Origin of the sequence: Corynebacterium callunae (assembly GCF_046592015.1) — a bacterium.
In the GTDB taxonomy this organism is placed as follows: Bacteria; Actinomycetota; Actinomycetes; order Mycobacteriales; family Mycobacteriaceae; genus Corynebacterium; species Corynebacterium callunae_A.
In genome coordinates, this window is record NZ_JAWVOB010000011.1 from 12,575 (window position 1) to 30,187 (window position 17,613).

The 17,613-nt window shown below is 53.7% G+C and carries 15 protein-coding genes; 5 read left to right on the forward strand and 10 right to left on the reverse strand.

The features are described 5' to 3' along the window. Positions 1 to 6: 6 nt before the first annotated feature. Both xseA and SFC07_RS11590 read left to right on the forward strand, forming a co-directional pair. A complete protein-coding gene (gene xseA / locus SFC07_RS11585; protein WP_411208423.1) occupies positions 7 to 1,248 on the forward strand; it encodes an exodeoxyribonuclease VII large subunit in 1,242 nt (413 codons plus the stop codon). A 26-nt stretch (positions 1,249 to 1,274) separates the two neighbouring features. Next, on the forward strand, positions 1,275 to 1,526 hold the full coding sequence (locus SFC07_RS11590) for an exodeoxyribonuclease VII small subunit (RefSeq protein ID WP_411208424.1): 252 nt from the start codon (positions 1,275 to 1,277) through the stop codon (positions 1,524 to 1,526). Between the two features lie 75 nt (positions 1,527 to 1,601). On the opposite strand, the gene SFC07_RS11595 is transcribed toward SFC07_RS11590, so the two are convergent. From SFC07_RS11595 to SFC07_RS11605, 3 genes are all read right to left on the reverse strand, one after another. Then, positions 1,602 to 5,111 (reverse strand): DUF5979 domain-containing protein, encoded by a 3,510-nt coding sequence (locus SFC07_RS11595; RefSeq protein ID WP_411208425.1) that lies wholly within the window; start codon positions 5,109 to 5,111, stop codon positions 1,602 to 1,604. A gap of 266 nt (positions 5,112 to 5,377) precedes the next feature. Further along, the gene (locus SFC07_RS11600) at positions 5,378 to 6,322 is read right to left on the reverse strand and encodes an ADP-ribosylglycohydrolase family protein (protein WP_411208426.1); all 945 of its coding nucleotides are present in this window, start codon (positions 6,320 to 6,322) and stop codon (positions 5,378 to 5,380) included. Between the two features lie 122 nt (positions 6,323 to 6,444). Further along, positions 6,445 to 7,017, reverse strand: a complete 573-nt coding sequence (locus SFC07_RS11605) for a DUF4245 domain-containing protein (RefSeq protein WP_411208427.1) — start codon at positions 7,015 to 7,017, stop codon at positions 6,445 to 6,447. Positions 7,018 to 7,258: 241 nt separating this feature from the next. Between SFC07_RS11605 and glpX the strand changes: the two genes are divergently transcribed. Beyond that, positions 7,259 to 8,266 carry a class II fructose-bisphosphatase gene (gene glpX / locus SFC07_RS11610; RefSeq protein WP_411208428.1) on the forward strand — a complete coding sequence of 336 codons (1,008 nt, stop codon included), beginning with the start codon at positions 7,259 to 7,261 and terminating at the stop codon, positions 8,264 to 8,266. A gap of 122 nt (positions 8,267 to 8,388) precedes the next feature. Here the strand turns inward: glpX and SFC07_RS11615 are convergent, their stop codons facing one another. From SFC07_RS11615 to SFC07_RS11645, 7 genes are all read right to left on the reverse strand, one after another. Continuing rightward, positions 8,389 to 8,880: a flavin reductase family protein gene (locus SFC07_RS11615; RefSeq protein WP_411208429.1), complete on the reverse strand. Its 492-nt coding sequence runs from the start codon at positions 8,878 to 8,880 to the stop codon at positions 8,389 to 8,391. Between the two features lie 107 nt (positions 8,881 to 8,987). Continuing rightward, positions 8,988 to 9,416 (reverse strand): hypothetical protein, encoded by a 429-nt coding sequence (locus SFC07_RS11620; protein ID WP_411208430.1) that lies wholly within the window; start codon positions 9,414 to 9,416, stop codon positions 8,988 to 8,990. Beyond that, positions 9,400 to 10,011 (reverse strand): acyl-CoA dehydrogenase family protein, encoded by a 612-nt coding sequence (locus SFC07_RS11625; RefSeq protein WP_411208431.1) that lies wholly within the window; start codon positions 10,009 to 10,011, stop codon positions 9,400 to 9,402. The genes SFC07_RS11620 and SFC07_RS11625 overlap by 17 nt, the downstream gene beginning before the upstream one ends. After that, positions 10,008 to 11,186 carry an LLM class flavin-dependent oxidoreductase gene (locus SFC07_RS11630; protein ID WP_411208432.1) on the reverse strand — a complete coding sequence of 393 codons (1,179 nt, stop codon included), beginning with the start codon at positions 11,184 to 11,186 and terminating at the stop codon, positions 10,008 to 10,010. The genes SFC07_RS11625 and SFC07_RS11630 overlap by 4 nt, the downstream gene beginning before the upstream one ends. 136 nt (positions 11,187 to 11,322) lie before the next feature. Next, on the reverse strand, positions 11,323 to 12,522 hold the full coding sequence (locus SFC07_RS11635; protein ID WP_411208433.1) for an acyl-CoA dehydrogenase family protein: 1,200 nt from the start codon (positions 12,520 to 12,522) through the stop codon (positions 11,323 to 11,325). After that, positions 12,519 to 13,706 carry an acyl-CoA dehydrogenase family protein gene (locus SFC07_RS11640; protein WP_411208434.1) on the reverse strand — a complete coding sequence of 396 codons (1,188 nt, stop codon included), beginning with the start codon at positions 13,704 to 13,706 and terminating at the stop codon, positions 12,519 to 12,521. Before SFC07_RS11640 ends, SFC07_RS11635 begins: the two co-directional genes overlap by 4 nt. Continuing rightward, positions 13,703 to 15,166, reverse strand: a complete 1,464-nt coding sequence (locus tag SFC07_RS11645; protein WP_411208435.1) for an LLM class flavin-dependent oxidoreductase — start codon at positions 15,164 to 15,166, stop codon at positions 13,703 to 13,705. Before SFC07_RS11645 ends, SFC07_RS11640 begins: the two co-directional genes overlap by 4 nt. Before the next feature lie 236 nt (positions 15,167 to 15,402). On the opposite strand from SFC07_RS11645, the gene SFC07_RS11650 reads away from it, so the two are divergent. Together SFC07_RS11650 and SFC07_RS11655 are read left to right on the forward strand one after the other, a co-directional pair. Beyond that, positions 15,403 to 15,951, forward strand: coding sequence for an NADPH-dependent FMN reductase (locus tag SFC07_RS11650; protein ID WP_411208436.1), 549 nt, complete (start codon positions 15,403 to 15,405; stop codon positions 15,949 to 15,951). Between the two features lie 198 nt (positions 15,952 to 16,149). Continuing rightward, the gene (locus SFC07_RS11655) at positions 16,150 to 17,559 is read left to right on the forward strand and encodes a class II fumarate hydratase (RefSeq protein ID WP_411208437.1); all 1,410 of its coding nucleotides are present in this window, start codon (positions 16,150 to 16,152) and stop codon (positions 17,557 to 17,559) included. Positions 17,560 to 17,613 lie beyond the last annotated feature (54 nt).

Here is a 17,613-nt window from a genome sequence, read left to right on the forward strand (position 1 = left end):
AAGGCTGTGCCGTCTGCTAAATCAACACCAGAAACACCCTGGCCCGTACGCGAAGTAAATAATCAGGTCAAAAGCTGGATCGAAAGACTCGGCCATCTGTGGGTTGAGGGGCAATTGGCCCAAATCAATGTGAAGCCCAATTGGAAACTCTCCTATCTCACCCTAAGAGATGTGGAACAAGAGGTCTCGGTACAGCTGACCTGCCCCACCGAAATTATCAGGAACCGCCCCACGCCCCTCAAAGATGGCGACCGCGTCATCGTCTACGGCAAGCCGGCATTTTATGCCGGCCGCGGCACCTTTTCCCTGTGGGTCACTGATATTAGGCCGGTGGGCATCGGTGAACTGCTTGCCCGCATCGAGGAGCTGCGCAAACGGCTGGCCGCCGAGGGGCTTTTCGACGTCTCCCGCAAGAAGGCCTTGCCCTTTTTGCCCCATCGTATTGGCTTGATTACCGGACGCGGATCAGCAGCTGAAAGGGACGTTCTCAGTGTGGCCAAAGATCGTTGGCCAGAAGTGCAGTTCCACGTGATTAACACTGCCGTTCAGGGTGCCACGGCAGTACCTGAAATTATTGAAGCTCTCGGAGTACTAGACAATGACCCCGAAGTAGATGTGATCATCATTGCTCGTGGCGGTGGCTCAGTTGAGGATCTCCTCCCCTTCTCTGAGGAAGCCCTGCAGCGTGCGGTGGCCGCTGCACATACCCCCGTGGTATCAGCCATTGGCCATGAACCCGATACCCCAGTTCTGGACAACGTAGCTGATCTGCGCGCTGCTACCCCCACCGATGCTGCCAAGCGAGTAGTTCCCGATGTGGCCGAGCAACGCCTGCTTATTGCACAGCTACGTGAACGCTCTGCTGCAGCGCTGCGTGGTTGGGTACTGCGCGAACACCAAGCCCTTTCGGCATTGCGTTCCCGACCTGTATTGGCCGATCCCCTCTCACCGATTGTGCGCCGCCAAGAAGAAGTTGAGCGCGCCCGCAACTTGATGCGCCGCGATATTACCCATCTGCTGCGCACCGAACAGGCCTGGGTTACCGCTTTAAGAGCTCAGGTTTCTGCGCTGGGGCCTTCAGCCACCTTGGCCCGTGGATATGCCGTGGTCCAGGTAATTCCCCGAGATGGTAGCGAAGCAGAGGTTGTGACCAGCATTGAACAATCCCCACCTGGCAGCCAGTTGCGCATCCGCGTTGCCGATGGATCCATTACTGCTGCAAGCATGGGCACCCAGCCCGCCAACTAAGACACTTTTATAAGGAGACTAAAACCATGAGCAACCCTAATGTAATCGGAGCTGGCACCGGAGCAACTGCCTTTGAGCCGGTAGAAACCCTGTCCTATGAGCGCGCCCGCGATGAATTGGTGGAGATTGTCAAGATCCTCGAACTTGGCCAGATGGGCCTTGATGAATCTTTGAAGTACTGGGAACGTGGCGAGGCTTTGGCTAAGCGCTGCGAAGAACACCTTGCTGGCGCTTCCAAGCGCGTTGAGCAAGCACTTAACTCCGCTGCTGGAGAATAAGGCAACCATTTAATAGGAAAAAGAGGGCGACAGTTATTGTCGCCCTCTTTGTATTTTCTCCTCGTGTTTTAGGAGTTAGCTATCGCTATCGCGCTTCTTCATCCAGAAGTATCCAAGGCCACCGAGTAGCAGCAGGATGGCACCTCCACCGAGGATGCCCCAGACACCCAAGCCACCAGTTATTGGTAGGCCGAACACTGCAGCAGGCATTCGGAGCGCACCGAAGGTATCTTCATCTGTTGCTTGGAGTCCACGACCAGCAGCTGCATCAACATAACCGATGACATTCACAGCTCCTCGGTAATTAACCGCAGTATCTGCTTCTAGCTGTGCGATAACCTGGCAGGTAATACTTGCGCCGGGTTCCAGTGAAGTAGTTTGAGCACAGTTCAGTCCGTTTAGACGACCATCAGTGCCAAGCGTGACTGGTTGTCCATTTACTGTGGTAAGGGTGTAGCCCTGCAGACTTGGATCGGAAAGTACAAACTCCTTAAAAGCAAATGGTCCATTGTTTGTCACGGTATAGGTGATGGTCATAGATGTTTGGTCTGTGCCCAACACCGCCGTATCAAGTGGAGTATTTTGCCCACTGGATACCCCGCCACCAGTGATGGTCTTTTCCACATCAATTACGGCATAACGGTTGGTGGCAGTTACCTGCCAGGCGGTAGTGGTGGTGTCACTAACTGCAGTCGTTGGCACGCTAAAGGTGGTGCGAGAGGCAGGGCCGTCAGTAGTTGCCACAATTTCACCTGGCAGCGCAGTGGCTGGATTAGCTCCTGGTGCTCCTGTTGCCCAAGAGGTAATTGGTCCTGCTTGGTTATCACCAAGATCCTCAGACACTGAACAGCTGGAATTGACTGGAACCTGCTTGATGGTGAAGTTCTCACCGTCAGCGATGGTGGCAGTTCCGGATGCACTGGGGTTATTTGCTGGCCCGCAGGTATAGGTGAAGTTGAAATTGCCCGCATCAACACTTTCCGGCTGGACAACCTTGTTTACGATCACATCTCGGGCATCCAGGTTGTAGACATGAGCTGCAGAAACCCGGTAGACCGGAGCCGTTGGAGAATCCACAGGTGCAGGAACCACGAAGCTATAGGAGTGAGTCTTCCAAGCATCTCCTACTGTCCCGCCGACGTTAATGGTGCTGCCATTGAGGCTTACTCCATTAGTAGTCATATTGGTGGATCCATCTGCAGCTGTACCGGAGGTAGATACGCGGGTATTTCCGTTGTTGTCCAAGAAATAGGTATAGGGCTCACGGTTAATGGTAGAAGGTCCACCGGTTGGCGCAAGTGCTGCAATTGCAGTGCTCGCAGGGGCCCTCAAAGTAACCTTGCACAAGGATCCCGGAGGAGCCTGGAAGGTTTGAGGGTTACCGGTGCCAGCACCAGTTGGAGTGACCTGGGAGTTAGTCAGGGAGTAGCCCGTGCCCACACTTGCTGCAGGAATAGTCACAATCCCTTGGTAGGAATTGGCACCATTGAGGGTACAGACAACGTCATAGCCAAAATCGCCAGTGTAGAGGTCACGCGCGGTACCCAACTTGGAGCTAGCCAGGCTCACAGCAACGGAGTTCCAGTCATACTTATTGACGTACTTAATCTGCTGGGAGGATTTAACGCCCACAGTGGTTGGTACTGGCACGGTGAAGGCAGTCGATTGCCCAGCGGTCACGGTGGTAGCAGTGCCGGTTCCCACGGTTGCTTGGATTGTGGCAGCGCTGGTATTTGCTGCAGTGGGCGGATTAACCTCACGAATCTGGCAATTTCTACCCACTGGAATAACCCCACTGAGGGTGATCGTTTCAGTATCATCACTGCCCACGGCCGGGAGGTTAACTGGCTTCCACACGCCAGCAGTATCGTCTTGGCAACGGTACTCAATTTGGAATGCGGTGGTGCGGAATTGACTACGCGCAGTACCGGTGATTTGTTTGGTTACTATCAAGTCTCCCATTACAGGGGTGTACTGGTTGACGGCAGCAACGCTATTGGTACCGCTGACCAAAGTTACGGTGTGGGAAGCAGCCGCCGTTGTGGTAGTCGGCTTGGTGGTTGCAGTAGTCCAACCAGTAACAAGGCTGGTGCTTCTATCCGTATAGGGAGAAGTTTCGGTGATCACACAGCTTGCGCCGACAGGCAGGCCAGAAACGGTCTTGCGCTGGTTATCAGTGACAGAAACACTGCCGGTCAAAGCGGTGTATCCAGGATATGCAGCTGCGAATCCAGTAGGTGGGGTACAAACATAAGCCAAGGTATAGGCCGTTCCCGCAGGCGGACTGTAAGTGGAAGCACTACCGATGACAAATTTGCCCAGATCAAGTGTGGCATTTAGGTCAAACTTACTTACCCAGAGAACATCACAATTGGCGGTTTCACCAGCATTGACTGTCACACCGGCCTGTGAGGTATTCCCCACTTGCGTAATGGTCGGGGTCCGCGAGACAGTTGTGCCAGTTGATCCAGTGACTGTGCAAGTCCACGTTGGAGTATACCGCAACCATGCGGTGGATACGTTAGTAGTTGGCGTGGATTTAAAGGTCACCGTTTTTCTGGTGGAATCCAGAAGGAATGTTCCCGAAGTAGAAGAAACCGCAGTTCCGGTGGTAGTAACAGTGGAACCAAGAGCTACACCGCCAATAGCCATTTCCATGTTGAAATTAGTCTTGGTGGTCAAACCTTGATCAGCTTTCTGATCGGTTGCAACCGTACCTTTGGCTCCACCCATCAATACTGCGAAGGAAACTCCCTGGAGACCACCAGTAGGTGAATTAAGTTCCACTTTGATATTGGTTGGATTGGTGGACTGTCCCAAGAGCATGCCAACATTTCCGGCGATACCATTACAGCGCAAACCGCTCATTGCAACGCCTGCTGAACCACCGGTACCGGTTACCGTTGATGGGCCATTATTCGCGCAAGGAGCCGTATAACCAGAAGGTGTGAACTTTCCGAGTACAGAAACTCCAGTATCGGAAAGCATGGTGATATTTTCACCTGAGTTTGTTGACTCTGCATCAGCGATCACCATGCCGAAGCTTGGGGAAAAGCCACTAGAATTTCTCACTACAATATCGCGCAGCTCAACCTGGGGATTTACCTGGTTGGTGCCCGAAATGCCAGATGAATAAAAGGCCATTGGAGTAGACGCCGGCACTCCCGTTGGAGCCTTGTAATAGGTGGTGCCATTAATGGTGTTTCCCATAACGCCACCACTCCACAGGGGAAGCGCCTTGGTGATCACATTGCCGATGATGCTGCCAGGAAAAGTATTTCCCTGATTGTATTTCACCGTGAAGCTCATGGTGTGGGTGCTATCAATCTGGATCGTAACCCTCTGTCCGTTAGCTGCACCGGCACTGGTTTTATTAATAGTGGTTAATTCGATCCAGCACAGTGAGGTATCGAGGTAACCACTGACGCGATAGTGACAACTTGCGCCAGTTTGCGCATTAGCTGCAGGTGGAGTTAATAAACCAATTCCTGGCATTACCTGAGCGAGGACAAAAACCACCACTAGAAATAGTGAGGTGAATGCTCTGGTTAACCAGCGGGCAGATAATAGCTGAGTTTTAGCCATAAAAAGGTCCTTATTTCTTTCCCTTGAGACCCAAAATGAATCAAAGAGCTCCAAATTCAGCCAACAAGCAAAGCGGTGTCCTTTAGAAATCATGTATTAAATTATCACTAGGAAATACTGAGCGCCATATTTTGAGCAAATCTTCTGAATTTGCTCCCCCTTACCCCCACTATCAAAATGAGGGCGAAATCCAGAACGCCTCGAAACTGCTTCTAACCCCAGCTAGAAACACCATTTTAGGGCAAACTCCAAGAATGCGCAGGGCTTTAGAAATTAGGTTTTTCTAATGCTAAAAGGCTATCCGCAAGCTCAATTGCATCCCCAGGCCAGTACTGCTCAGGACGAGGCCGACGGGAATCTGCATCTGGCCTGCAGGAAAGCACAGTACCAACCCATTCTCGATTCATAGCGGAGAGTCCATAAATCCCACCGAGCAAGGCGCCGGCAATGGCCGCATTGGTATCAGTATCTCCTCCACGACCCACTGTACGAACCAAAGACTCTTCAAAGCTTTCGCCGTTGGCGAGTTCAAAGAGAGCATTGTGGAAGGCAATCTTTACCCAACCTTGGTGCGTCATAAAGTCAGTGGGAGGCACTTCCTTGGCCACACTGATGAGCTCTGCTAAATCAGGCGTAGCGCGGTTTTCAAACTCCGCAAAGGTGCGGGCAGCATCCCACTCTGAGGTAATTGCCTCAGAAAGTACACCTGCAAAAAGCGCATTAATTTCTAGACAAATGGTGTTGGGGTGGGTCATCGCAGCATCCAGTAGTGCTGCCCGGGACGCTCCTAGCGGATCACCGGCAAAGGCAATGGCAATGGGAGAAACGCGCATCAATGCCCCATTTGCTTGTGATTCCATCGAGAGCTCATCACGTCGCAGTGCGGAGAAGGTGGTTTGCCCAATATCAAAAGGCTCAGAAAGTGCCCATTCCACATAGGATTCATGCACCTCCAGCGGATCGTAATCTCCCACAGCCCGCAAACTACGAGCCAGAGTTAGCGCCATTTCGGAATCATCGGTGGGCTGACCGGCGTCCAAATTAAAAGGTCCACCGGCTGCCAAGTCACGAACCCCAGCTGGATATACCTTCGTGATTTCGAAAGCTGTTTGAAACTCCACCAAACTTCCCAAGCTATCGCCAATAAGCTGGCCTAATAACACGCCGCGGCTGCGGTCAATAATGCGGTCTGAAGAGATGTGGGATGTCATAGTTGAACACCCTAGTGGGCGCCCAGGACATGGGCTTTCCAAGTTTGTGAAGTCCTCGAACATAACGCCGAAAAAAGCACCTGCCTCAGGTGCTGAGGCAGGTGCACGTCGAAAAGCATTTTTTAGTTTGTAGGCAGCGGATCAGATTCGGCGACTGCAGTGAGTAGCTCGTTAAATTCTTCATCGGTGGCAGCACCTGTAACGATGACGCGTTCATCACCCAAATCCATGACGCGAAGATCTCGCACCTCATCCTCGGTAGAAGAATAAATGGAAATCTCCTGCCCATTGAGGTCATAGGTGGAGGCGGGATCTCGCCAGCGATCGTCATAACCTGCAACGGCGTCCGCAACATTCTCGCCGGTTTGAGTCATTTGAATATAGCCGCCGTCGGTGGTGACATATCCCACCACTGAAGCTGGGGTGTCATCAACCATGGTGCGACGTGCGGAGTTGGTAACCCAACCTTCCGGGGTCGCCGGCAAACGGGTGGCGTGGTCACTCATGGAACGCGCCTCCATGGACATAAATGTGGAGGCATCGACCTCAGGCACCTGCCCATTTTCCGGGGTCCCGGTATTAAAAGAACACATGCCTGTGAAACTCACCGCCAGGACCATGATAATTCCAGAAACTACGAGCGAGAGGAAGATGTCCCTACTGCCCTCAAATATCTTCGGTCGTTTCTCAGCCACCTAGTTAGTATGGCATGACTTAAATGAGTTAAGCCAAAGCCCCCCTTTTGGGTGCCCAAAAACCATATCCAGACAGCAAAAAGTGCAACAATGGAAGGTGTGGTTGGCAAAAGTTACGCTCGCGCCACCCAAACTCATCTTTTTACTGTTTTAACCCTTTGCGGCTTGGTAAATTTAACTCCAGTATCGGACGCTAAATGCCCAGCTAGAACAACTTCAGTGCCCTCAGGAGGCTCTTTTTATGAACGCTAAGCACCCCGAATTGCCGGATCGTAACCTCGCCATGGAATTGGTGCGCGTCACCGAAGCTGCAGCACTTGCTTCCGGCCGCTGGGTTGGTCGCGGAATGAAAAATGAGGGTGACGGCGCCGCTGTTGACGCTATGCGCAGCCTCATTAACTCTGTAGCCATGAAGGGCGTCGTTGTTATCGGCGAAGGCGAAAAAGATGAAGCCCCAATGCTCTACAACGGCGAAGAGGTAGGAAACGGCCTCGGCGCTGAGGTTGATATCGCTGTTGACCCAGTTGATGGCACCACCTTGATGGCCGAAGGTCGCCCCAACGCAATTTCCGTATTGGCAGCTGCTGAGCGCGGTTCCATGTACGACCCTTCCGCTGTGTTCTACATGAAGAAGCTGGCTGTCGGCCGCGACGCTGCTGGCAAGGTTGATATCGAAGCTCCTGTTTCCCACAACATCAACGCAGTGGCTAAGGCCAAGGGCGTTAACCCTTCCGACGTGACCGTCATGGTTCTTGACCGTCCTCGCCACATCGAGCTCATTGCCGATATCCGCCGCGCTGGCGCCAAGGTTCGTTTGATCTCTGATGGCGACGTTGCAGGTGCTGTTGCTGCAGCTCAGGACTCCAACTCCGTGGATATGATGATGGGTACCGGCGGAACTCCTGAAGGAATTATCACCGCTTGCGCTATGAAGTGCATGGGCGGCGAAATCCAGGGCATCCTGGCTCCAATGAATGATTTTGAGCGCCAGAAGGCTTATGACGCTGGCCTCGAGCTCGGCAAGGTGCTGCACACCAATGACCTCGTGCGCTCCGAGAACTGCTACTTCGTGGCAACCGGTGTGACCAACGGCGATATGCTGCGCGGCGTTTCCTACCGCGCCAATGGCGCTACCACTCGTTCCCTGGTTATGCGTTCCAAGTCCGGCACCATCCGCCACATTGAGTCCGTCCACCAGCTGGCAAAGCTGCAGGAATACTCCGTGGTTGACTACACCCGCAATTCTTAAAAAACCACGCTTTTCGACGTCGCCTTCCAGCGGAAGTTTGGAAGGCTGCGCCGAAAGTAGCTACATATAGTTAAAGCCCTCTGCGGAAAAATTTTTCCGCAGAGGGCTTTGTGGATCTTGGACTAAAGCGAGCTCACGCGGGAGCGGTGGAATACCAAAGCCGAAGAATTATCAGCATCGGTTGCTGCATGTGCGACCTCTAAAACTGCGAAGTAGTGATCGCCAATATCTTGAAGATCATTAAGCCTGGTAGTCAAGGTAGCATCGGCGCCATGCAGGTGAATTGCTCCCCCGCTGGTGCCGAACCACTCAAGGTTTTCAAAACGCTGCTCAGCAGGGCCAGCTAATTTACGAACCTGATCTGCATGCTGAGCACCGAGCAGGGAAATTCCTAATTCTTGACCAGTCACTAAAGCGCGCTCAATTTCAGGCCAGGAAGAAGAAGATTTCTGCAGGAATACTCCCACGAGTGGTGGATCCAAGCTAATGCTGACGAAGGTGCCAACAACCATGCCGCGAGGCACTTCGGTGTGAGTAGCGATAAAAGCAACTGGTGTGGGCACGTTGCGGAGAACAGTGCGAAGGTCGGTTACGGAAACATGTGTTGAAGTCATGAACTAAGTAGACCATGTAGTCTACGATCTGGCCTACCATTCCTTCCAACGTGAAAAGAAGTCCCATTGACCCAGTTCAAAGCGATTTCATGTTTAGACCAAGTGGTCTACATCTTGGTTCCAAGCTGTGAAAGCTCCCCACTAATTGCGGTTTTGCCCAAGATTTCCAGCTTTTCCCGGCGCTTATCATGCAAGGTATGGGTACGCAGATCACGCCAGAAAATATCCATCCCACTATCTTGAGTGGCTTGAGAAGCGCCTAAGAGTTCATATCTTCCAGAGGCCACCTCCACCGCTGCTTTAGCGATCCACGATCTCGCAGCAGCCACCCCTAAAGCCGCTGCTTGCGCATCTACCTCACCTGCCACTACCCCATCAACCCCGCGTGCTGCCTGAGCAAGTGCTGCTTCTGCAACCCAGGCCTGCTGCACTAATTCGCCCGATTGGAAATACACCAGCCGATCATCGGATTTCACGCGCCTGGTGGTTTCATCCACCACAGCACGCATAATCCCAGCGTCAATAGCAGTATGCAAAGGCACCATAAGCCGGCAGTGCCAGGGCGTGCGCTCGACTATAGGTGAGGTCCACAGCCACCTGTTCAAATTTAATGGTTCCAGAACCGGTGCCCTGCTGGCCTAAGCCACGCCAATCATCAATAATGCGCACGCCGCGAGCATCGGCAGGAATAAATACACCCAGATCATCGGAACGCACCGTCACCGCCAGATAATCAGCCCAGGTTGATCCGGTACACCACTTCTTCACTCCATTTAGGCGGCCATCCTGCAGCGTGAGTGGTTCAAATTCAGCCTGAGCATTAGCAATAAGGGCACCACCCAAAAGTCGCTTGGCCCATAGTTCTTCTTGGTCTGGGTGATCGCCCATAAAAAGCCAGCAGCTAAAGGTGAAGTGGCTTTGAGGGATCTGCGCCAAAGAACCATCAGCTATTGCCAGGATGCGGGTGATTTCTGCGATTTCTGAAAGCGCCAATTCCGGTCCGCCCAGCCTGGCCGGTACATGGGCTGCCAATAATCCAGATTCTTTAAGCGCTACTACTGCGGCGCTAATGCCCGCTGTGGTGAAGCGGGAGGCTACCTGCTGAGCGGCGTCGAAAAGCGCCGGGGTCATCGGGAGATAAAGGGGGTTGCCACTTTTGCCGAACGGCGATTCTCGTGGTTTTTCACGGCCACACCGAGTTTGAGCAGCTCAGGTACCACGCCTTCTCCAACGTGATAGGTTTCCTCCAGGTGTGGGTAGCCGGAGAGAATGAAGTGGTCCAACCCGATGTCTCGATAACGCAAAATTGTTTGTGCCACCTGCTCATAAGAACCCACCAGCGCAGTTCCAGCGCCACCGCGCACAAGCCCCACACCAGCCCACAGATTTGGCGCGATTTCGAGGGTGCGGGCACCGGCACCAGCGCTAAAAGCAGAGCCCTGACCGTGGAGTTCGGTCATGCGACGCTGACCTTCGGACTGTGAGCGAGCCAAACCAGCCTGGATGCGCGCAACCTCTTCCGGATCAAGTTGATCAAGCAGACGCTGGGCTACCTCCCAGGCTTCTGCCTCGGTCTCGCGGGCAATGATATGCAGGCGAATGCCATAGTCCAGCTCGCGCTGGTTTTGCGCTGCTACGGCGCGCACTCGATCGAGTTTTTCTGAAACCTTTTCCGCAGGCTCGCCCCAGGTGAGGTACACATTGGCACGACGAGCTGCAATTTCAATGCCCAGTTGGGAGGAGCCACCAAAGTAAATCGGTGGGGAGACCTCAGGCTGTTCCTTCAGCACGGCATCATCAACGCTTAAGAATTCGCCCTGGAAATTCAGTGGCTCAGGGCTGGACCAGAGGTGATCGATAATCTCCAAGGTCTCATCGGCCTTGTGGTAGCGCTCTTCCTTGGAAGAATAATCAGCAAAGGCGCGCTGTTCATGGTCTTCGCCGCCCACAACTACGTTAACTAGCAGACGATTATCGGAGAATTTTTGGAAGGCGGCACCCTGCTGGGCAATGATCGTGGGGCTTACCTGACCAGGGCGAATAGCAACCAAGAATTTTAGTTTTGAGGTACGAGAAATAAGAGCTGCGGTGGTGATCCAAGCATCCTCACACCACAGGCCAGTGGGAGTAAGCACAGATTCAAAGCCATTGTGTTCTGCGGCTAATGCGATTTGGGTGAGGTAATCCAGGTCTGCGGGACGGCTGCCGGTGAGGAATCCAGATCCGTGTCCACCGGCAGTAATTCCGCGGGAGTCTCCATAGGTGGGCAGGAACCAGTGCAAAGTGATGGGGTTATGTTCAGTCATCCCTAAAGTAGACTACATTGTCTATATTTTCCTCAACGGATATAACCAGGCTGGAAAAAATACCTCTGTAAATGGGCCGAAAATGCAGAAGGTCCCCACACGCCAAAGCATGCGGGGACCTCAATTGCGCAGATTTTTAGCTGCTCAGCGCCACGGGACGCTGCAAAGCCTTGCCAATATTCGTGCCAACTGGGGTGCCGTTGAGGGCGTACTCCCCCACTGCGTTCTTGGCTAGGAACACTGGGTTATTGGAGGAGACGGTGCGGACATTTCGCCAATGGCGGTCGATGGCATGATCCTGAGCCACAGCGGAGGCGCCAACCGCATCAAATACTGAGGAGGTAACCACCAAAGCCTGCTCCGAGACAATGGGCCAGAGTGCTGCCACTACGGCGTCAGCCTCGTTGAAGGCCTCAGGGGTTGCCACCGCAGCGGCATCTGCCACGCGGCGGGAGGCGTCGATAAGCGCTCCGCGAATCACAGTGACTCGGCTCTGGGCATCGCCGATGGCCAGGGTGGCTGCGGGATCGCTACGGTGTTCCACACCCGGGTTCCAGGCGTTGCGGGTGGAGGAAAGTGCGCGGGTGACCACCTCATTTACTGCTGCCTGTGCGCTGCCCACTAGCACCGTAAGTAGGTTGAGCTGCAGATATGACCACACAAGGGTGGGAGTATCGGTGCGCGGAATGATCCAGCGCTGATCAACTTCCACGTCTTTAAAAGTGGTGGTTCCAGATGCGGTGAGCTTTTGGCCAAAGCCATTCCAATCATCAATCACCTCAACTCCCGGCGCGCTGAGGTCAACAGGAAGGCTGACCAGGGTTTCTTCGCCATTGAGGCTGCGCAGGAGTGCGGTGGTCCAGGTGTAATCGGCAAAATAGGTGCCGGTGGTATAAAACTTGGTGCCATTGAGGACAAAGATGGTGCCGTTATCGCCCTCCACCTCATCAATAAAGGTGTGCGGATCGCCATAAACGCCGCGCTTTTCACTTTCGGCATTGCCCACCAACTTGCCGGAGGCGACCTCTTTAAGCCAATGGCTGCGGAATTCGCTTTCCGGAGCTTCCAGCAGCAACTCCACAAAGGCAAAATGTCCGCGCAAAGCCTGCGCAATGTTGGAATCTGCGGTGGCGATTTCCACCAGCAGCTCCACCACACTTTCCAGAGAGGCACCAGCGCCGCCAAATTCTGTTGGTACCCGCAGGCCTGCAAAACCTAGTGCTACCAGATCTTTAATCTCAGCCACGGGGAGCTTGCGCTGAAGTTCCCGGGCTCCTGCGCCCTTTCGAATTTTTTCGAGGACAGGTGCGTAGTTATTTGAAATCTCTTTGCTCATGATACTGATCCGATCGTGTACTGGGAGGCCACGTGGCCACCGTTGAGGGCGTCCGCGCCAAGCAAGCGCGCACGATAAATAATGGGGTTGTGGTTGGCTAGCACGCGGGCGTTGCGCCAGTGCCGATCCAGGCCCAACTTCTTTGACGCCGCGGAGGCGCCACCGACCTCAAAGGCCTCAGTGGCCTGAGATAGCACCAAAGGTGCTATTGAAAGCTGGGCTTGGTAGGCGCTGAGGTCGATCTGCGAAAGCTCAGCCTCGCTGACAGTTGCGGCTTGTGCCTTATCGACGACAAGATCCAGCTCTTGAACAAAACCGTAGAAAATTTTCTCCACGGCATAGGACTTCGCTTTAACCTCGCCAACGACCTGCTGTACCTGCGGATCAAAGCGGGGTAATTCCCCACTGCCATGGCTGAAGATGCGGGTGCGGTTTTGCACATAATTCACCGTGTCGCGGGTAATGGCCTGCGAAATTCCGGTCAAGGTGGAGAGGTGGTGGGACTGCGCAAGCGCCTGGAATGGGCTGGGGGCAGTGTAATCGCGGACGGCGATATCGAGGGGATCTACTACCACCCTCTCAAAAAAGCTGGTGCCGGAGGCAGAAAGCTGCTGTCCGAATCCGTCCCAATCGTCCACCAGGACCACACCTGAGGCATCACGATCAACAAAGGAGAAAACATCTTTACCCTCCTCATCTAGGGCGTGGACTTGAATCCAGTCCGCGTATAGGCTTCCAGTGCTATAAAACTTGGTGCCTGAGAGCACATAGTGGTCACGCTCTGGGCGGATCTGGGTTTTGAGCTCCCCTGGATTATTGCCCACCTCTGTGAGCGCATTGCCAATGACCACGCCTTCCTCGGCGATTTTTCTTAGCCACTTGCTGCGGTGTTCCGAATCCGGCGCTGTCAAGAGACTTTCCACCGCCAAGAAGTGCGGACGCAGGCCCTGGGCAATATTTGAATCAGCCTTGGCTAGAGCAACAAGTACTTCAAAAGCTTCTGTCAAGCTAAAGCCCAGACCGCCAAATTCCTGCGGAACGCGCAGCTTGGTGAATCCACCCGCACTAAGCTGCGCGGCGAACTCGCGGCTGAATTCGCGATCTACTTCGCGCTGAGCAGCAGTTGCTGCGATCTCAGCAAAAACAGGCTTGAGATTATCGATGATTTCTTGCGGTGTGGTCATGAGTTAGCTCCCTGAGAGACGAGTTGTGCAGAAATAGAGGTGAGATCAGTGGTGGCAGTGGAGTTCTTAGCGCCCAGGCGATAGGAGGCACCGCGGTGAGATTCATCAAGGCGATCGCCTTGGCCAAAGAGCTTGTTGCGCAGGGAACCCGGTGCGTATTCCGTCTTATAACGGCCAAGTTTTTGCAGCTCAGGAACCACAAATTCGACAATGTCTTCAAAGGTTCCAGGGGTGATGGCATAGGCCAAGTTGAAGCCATCAACATCGGTGACGTCTTGGATGCGTGCAAGTTCTGCAGCCACATTGGCGCCAGAGCCAACGATGACGGGACCAAAACCGCCGATGCCTGTTGCTTCGCCTAGCTTGCTCACAGTCCAGGCGCCTTCGCCAGTGCCATTACTAATGGTGGCAGCGGTGGACTGAATGGCGTTGGACTCGATATTGGTAATGGGCTCATCCAGTTCGTACTGGGAGAGGTCTGCACCGGTCCATCCAGACATGAGGGTGAGGCCACCAACTGGATCAATATATTGGCTAAATTCTGCTAATTTTTCGGCCGCGTCAGCTTCGGTGGCGCCGGTAATAATGGTCTGCATGGCGAAAATCTTGATGGAGTGAGGATCGCGGCCGGCAGCTTCTGCCGCTGCACGGATCTTTGCCACCGTATTCTTCATGCCGGCAACAGTATTGGAGTTAATAAACACTGCCTCTGCATTTTCGCCGGCGAATTTTAGTCCGCGCGGTGATGCACCAGCTTGGTAGATCATCGGGGTGCGCTGCACACTGGGCTCAGTGATGGCAATGCCTGGGACATCAAAGTATTTGCCGTGGTGGTTAATGGCATGAACCTTGGCCGGATCTGTAAATACACCGGTTTCAGTGTTATTTTGAACGGCGTCATCTTCCCAAGAGCCTTCGAGTAGCTTGTAGACAACTTCAAGGTATTCATCGGCTTTGTTGTAGCGCTCATCGTGCGGAAGCTGATCGGTATCGCCCAGGTTTTGTGCAGCTGAGGGCAGGTATCCAGTAACAACATTCCAGCCCACACGACCCTTGGTCAGGTGATCCAGCGTGGCCAGGCGACGCGCAAACGGATAAGGGTGCTCATAGGCAGTGCCTGCGGTGATACCAAAGCCCAGGTTCTTGGTGGCATGTGCCATTGCCGAGACCAGAAGGATGGGATCGTTGACTGGAACTTGGGCACCAGCGCTCAGTGCTGCTTCATTGCTGGAACCGTAGACGTCGTAAGTTCCCAAAACGTCAGCGATGAAAAGGCCGTCGAATAGTCCCTTTTCCAGGGTTTGGGCGAGGTTTACCCAATAGTCGATGGTGTTATAGTCGCGAGCTCGGTCATCTGGGTGGGTCCACAACCCGGGTGATTGGTGGACAACGCAGTTCATATCAAAAGCGTTGAACAAGACCTTGCGGTCTACTTGTTGTTCCTGGTTGGACGTAGTCATTAATTAAACTCCTTTTTCAAAATAGACATCTTTGTCTAGATTGCGGTCTACTCTAAGGAAGCCGTACCGGGGGCAACAAGGAGAACATTCAGCATGAATGGAAGACGGATCATCAGCTCGCCATTTATGCAGTTCACAGCGCATTTTTGAAAAAATTTGCGTGCTACGGAAAGTTAATTTATACTTTCCATATCAATTGTTGACATGTCAACATAGAGCGAATATAAGGAGAAATCATGAGCAAGATCGCTATCATCACCGGCACCACCCGCCCAGGCCGCGTCAACCTTGACGTTGCAAAGTGGGTCCTCGATCGCGCTACCCAGCGCAACGATGCAGAGTATGAGTTGGTCGACATCGCTGACTTCAACTTCCCACTGCTTGATGAGGCATTGCCAGCAGGTTACGGCCAGTACAGCAACGAGCACACCAAGGCTTGGGCTGCAAAGATTGCTGAATTCGACGGCTTCATCTTTGTCACCGGCGAGTACAACCACTCCATCCCAGCAGCCCTTTCCTTCCTCTCCGCAGAGTGGAACAACAAGGCTGCCGGCATCGTTGGTTACGGTTCCGCTTCCGGTGTTCGTGCAACCGAGCACCTGCGTGGAATCCTCTCCGAGCTGCAGATTGCACACGTTCAGAAGACCGGCATGTTTGGCCTTTTCACCGACTTCGAGTACCCAACCTTCAAGCCAACCGAGCAGAGCGCAACCACCGTTGACGCCATGCTTGAGCAGGTTGTTGTTTGGACCAAAGCTATGGAAACCGTCCGCAAGAGCAACTAGTCTTAACCCCCACTTTTAAAGGACAGTGACTCCACTTTTGGAGCGCTGTCCTTTATTTTTTAGAGGTTGTCGTTTTTACCCCTTACCCCCACCTAAAGAGATATGCCACATTTATGGGGGAGGCCAATGTGGATCACTAAAGGTGAGGGTAAGCTTGGGACAGCCGTATTTAACTCTCAGTAAGAAATGAGTGATTTCATGACCGAGCAGGAATTCCGTATTGAACACGACACCATGGGTGAAGTGAAGGTCCCGGCAAAGGCACTGTGGCAAGCACAGACTCAGCGCGCCGTGGAGAACTTCCCTATTTCAGGTCGTGGTTTGGAATCCGCACAGATCCGCGCAATGGGTCTGCTCAAGGCAGCCTGTGCGCAGGTTAATAAGGACACCGGAGCTCTCGACGCAGAGAAGGCCGATGCCATTATCGCAGCTGGCAAGGAGATCGCATCCGGCAAGCACGATGCAGAGTTCCCAATCGACGTCTTCCAGACCGGTTCCGGCACCTCTTCCAACATGAACACCAACGAAGTCATTGCTTCTATCGCAAAGGCTAATGGCGTTGAGGTTCACCCAAATGACCACGTCAACATGGGCCAGTCCTCTAACGACACCTTCCCAACCGCAACCCACGTTGCTGCTACCGAAGCTGCTGTTAATGACCTCATCCCAGGCCTGAAGGTGCTGCACGAGTCCTTGGCTAAGAAGGCAACCGCGTGGTCTGAGGTTGTTAAGTCCGGACGCACCCACCTTATGGACGCTGTCCCAGTTACCCTCGGCCAGGAATTCGGCGGCTACGCTCGCCAGATCCAGCTTGGTATCGAGCGCATTGAAGCAACCCTTCCTCGCCTCGGCGAGCTTGCAATTGGTGGTACCGCAGCAGGTACCGGCATCAACACCTCCGCAGAATTCGGCGGTCAGGTTGTTGCAGAGCTCATCAAGCTCACCGGTGTGGAGCAGCTCAAGGAAGCTGAAAACCACTTCGAGGCACAGGCTGCCCGTGACGCTCTTGTTGAGTTCTCCGGCGCAATGCGCGTTGTTGCGGTTTCCTTCTACAAGATCGCTAACGACATCCGCCTCATGGGCTCCGGCCCACTGACCGGCCTTGGCGAGATCCGTCTCCCAGACCTGCAGCCAGGCTCTTCCATCATGCCAGGCAAGGTCAACCCAGTTCTGTGCGAGACCGCAACCCAGGTTTCCGCTCAGGTTATCGGCAACGATGCAGCCGTTGGCTTCGCTGGCACCCAGGGTCAGTTCGAGCTCAACGTCTTCATCCCAGTGATGGCTCGCAACGTTCTCGAATCTGCTCGCCTGCTGGCTAATACCGCTCGCGTCTTTGCAACCCGCCTGGTTGATGGCATCGAGCCAAACGAAGAGCACATGAAGAACCTCGCTGAGTCTTCACCTTCCATCGTTACCCCGCTGAACTCCGCAATCGGATATGAAGCTGCAGCTAAGGTCGCAAAGACCGCGCTGAAGGAAGGCAAGACCATCCGCCAGACCGTTATCGATCTCGGCTTTGTTGATGGCGAAAAGCTCACCGAAGAAGAACTGGACAAGCGTCTCGACGTTCTGTCCATGGCACACACCGAGCGTGCTAACAAGTTCTAAAGTGAACAATTAAAAGGTGGGTCCTAGCTTTTGCTAGGACCCACCTTTTGGTTT

What these genes read in the sequence shown, in the direction of transcription:
- SFC07_RS11655 (WP_411208437.1), top strand. Translation starts at nt 16,150, where the DNA reads ATGACCGAGCAGGAATTCCGTATTGAACACGACACCATGGGTGAAGTG.
- SFC07_RS11635 (WP_411208433.1), bottom strand. Translation starts at nt 12,522, where the DNA reads ATGAGCAAAGAGATTTCAAATAACTACGCACCTGTCCTCGAAAAAATT.
- SFC07_RS11645 (WP_411208435.1), bottom strand. Translation starts at nt 15,166, where the DNA reads ATGACTACGTCCAACCAGGAACAACAAGTAGACCGCAAGGTCTTGTTC.
- SFC07_RS11590 (WP_411208424.1), top strand. Translation starts at nt 1,275, where the DNA reads ATGAGCAACCCTAATGTAATCGGAGCTGGCACCGGAGCAACTGCCTTT.
- SFC07_RS11640 (WP_411208434.1), bottom strand. Translation starts at nt 13,706, where the DNA reads ATGACCACACCGCAAGAAATCATCGATAATCTCAAGCCTGTTTTTGCT.
- glpX (WP_411208428.1), top strand. Translation starts at nt 7,259, where the DNA reads ATGAACGCTAAGCACCCCGAATTGCCGGATCGTAACCTCGCCATGGAA.
- SFC07_RS11600 (WP_411208426.1), bottom strand. Translation starts at nt 6,322, where the DNA reads ATGACATCCCACATCTCTTCAGACCGCATTATTGACCGCAGCCGCGGC.
- SFC07_RS11615 (WP_411208429.1), bottom strand. Translation starts at nt 8,880, where the DNA reads ATGACTTCAACACATGTTTCCGTAACCGACCTTCGCACTGTTCTCCGC.
- SFC07_RS11650 (WP_411208436.1), top strand. Translation starts at nt 15,403, where the DNA reads ATGAGCAAGATCGCTATCATCACCGGCACCACCCGCCCAGGCCGCGTC.
- SFC07_RS11630 (WP_411208432.1), bottom strand. Translation starts at nt 11,186, where the DNA reads ATGACTGAACATAACCCCATCACTTTGCACTGGTTCCTGCCCACCTAT.
- SFC07_RS11625 (WP_411208431.1), bottom strand. Translation starts at nt 10,011, where the DNA reads ATGACCCCGGCGCTTTTCGACGCCGCTCAGCAGGTAGCCTCCCGCTTC.
- SFC07_RS11595 (WP_411208425.1), bottom strand. Translation starts at nt 5,111, where the DNA reads ATGGCTAAAACTCAGCTATTATCTGCCCGCTGGTTAACCAGAGCATTC.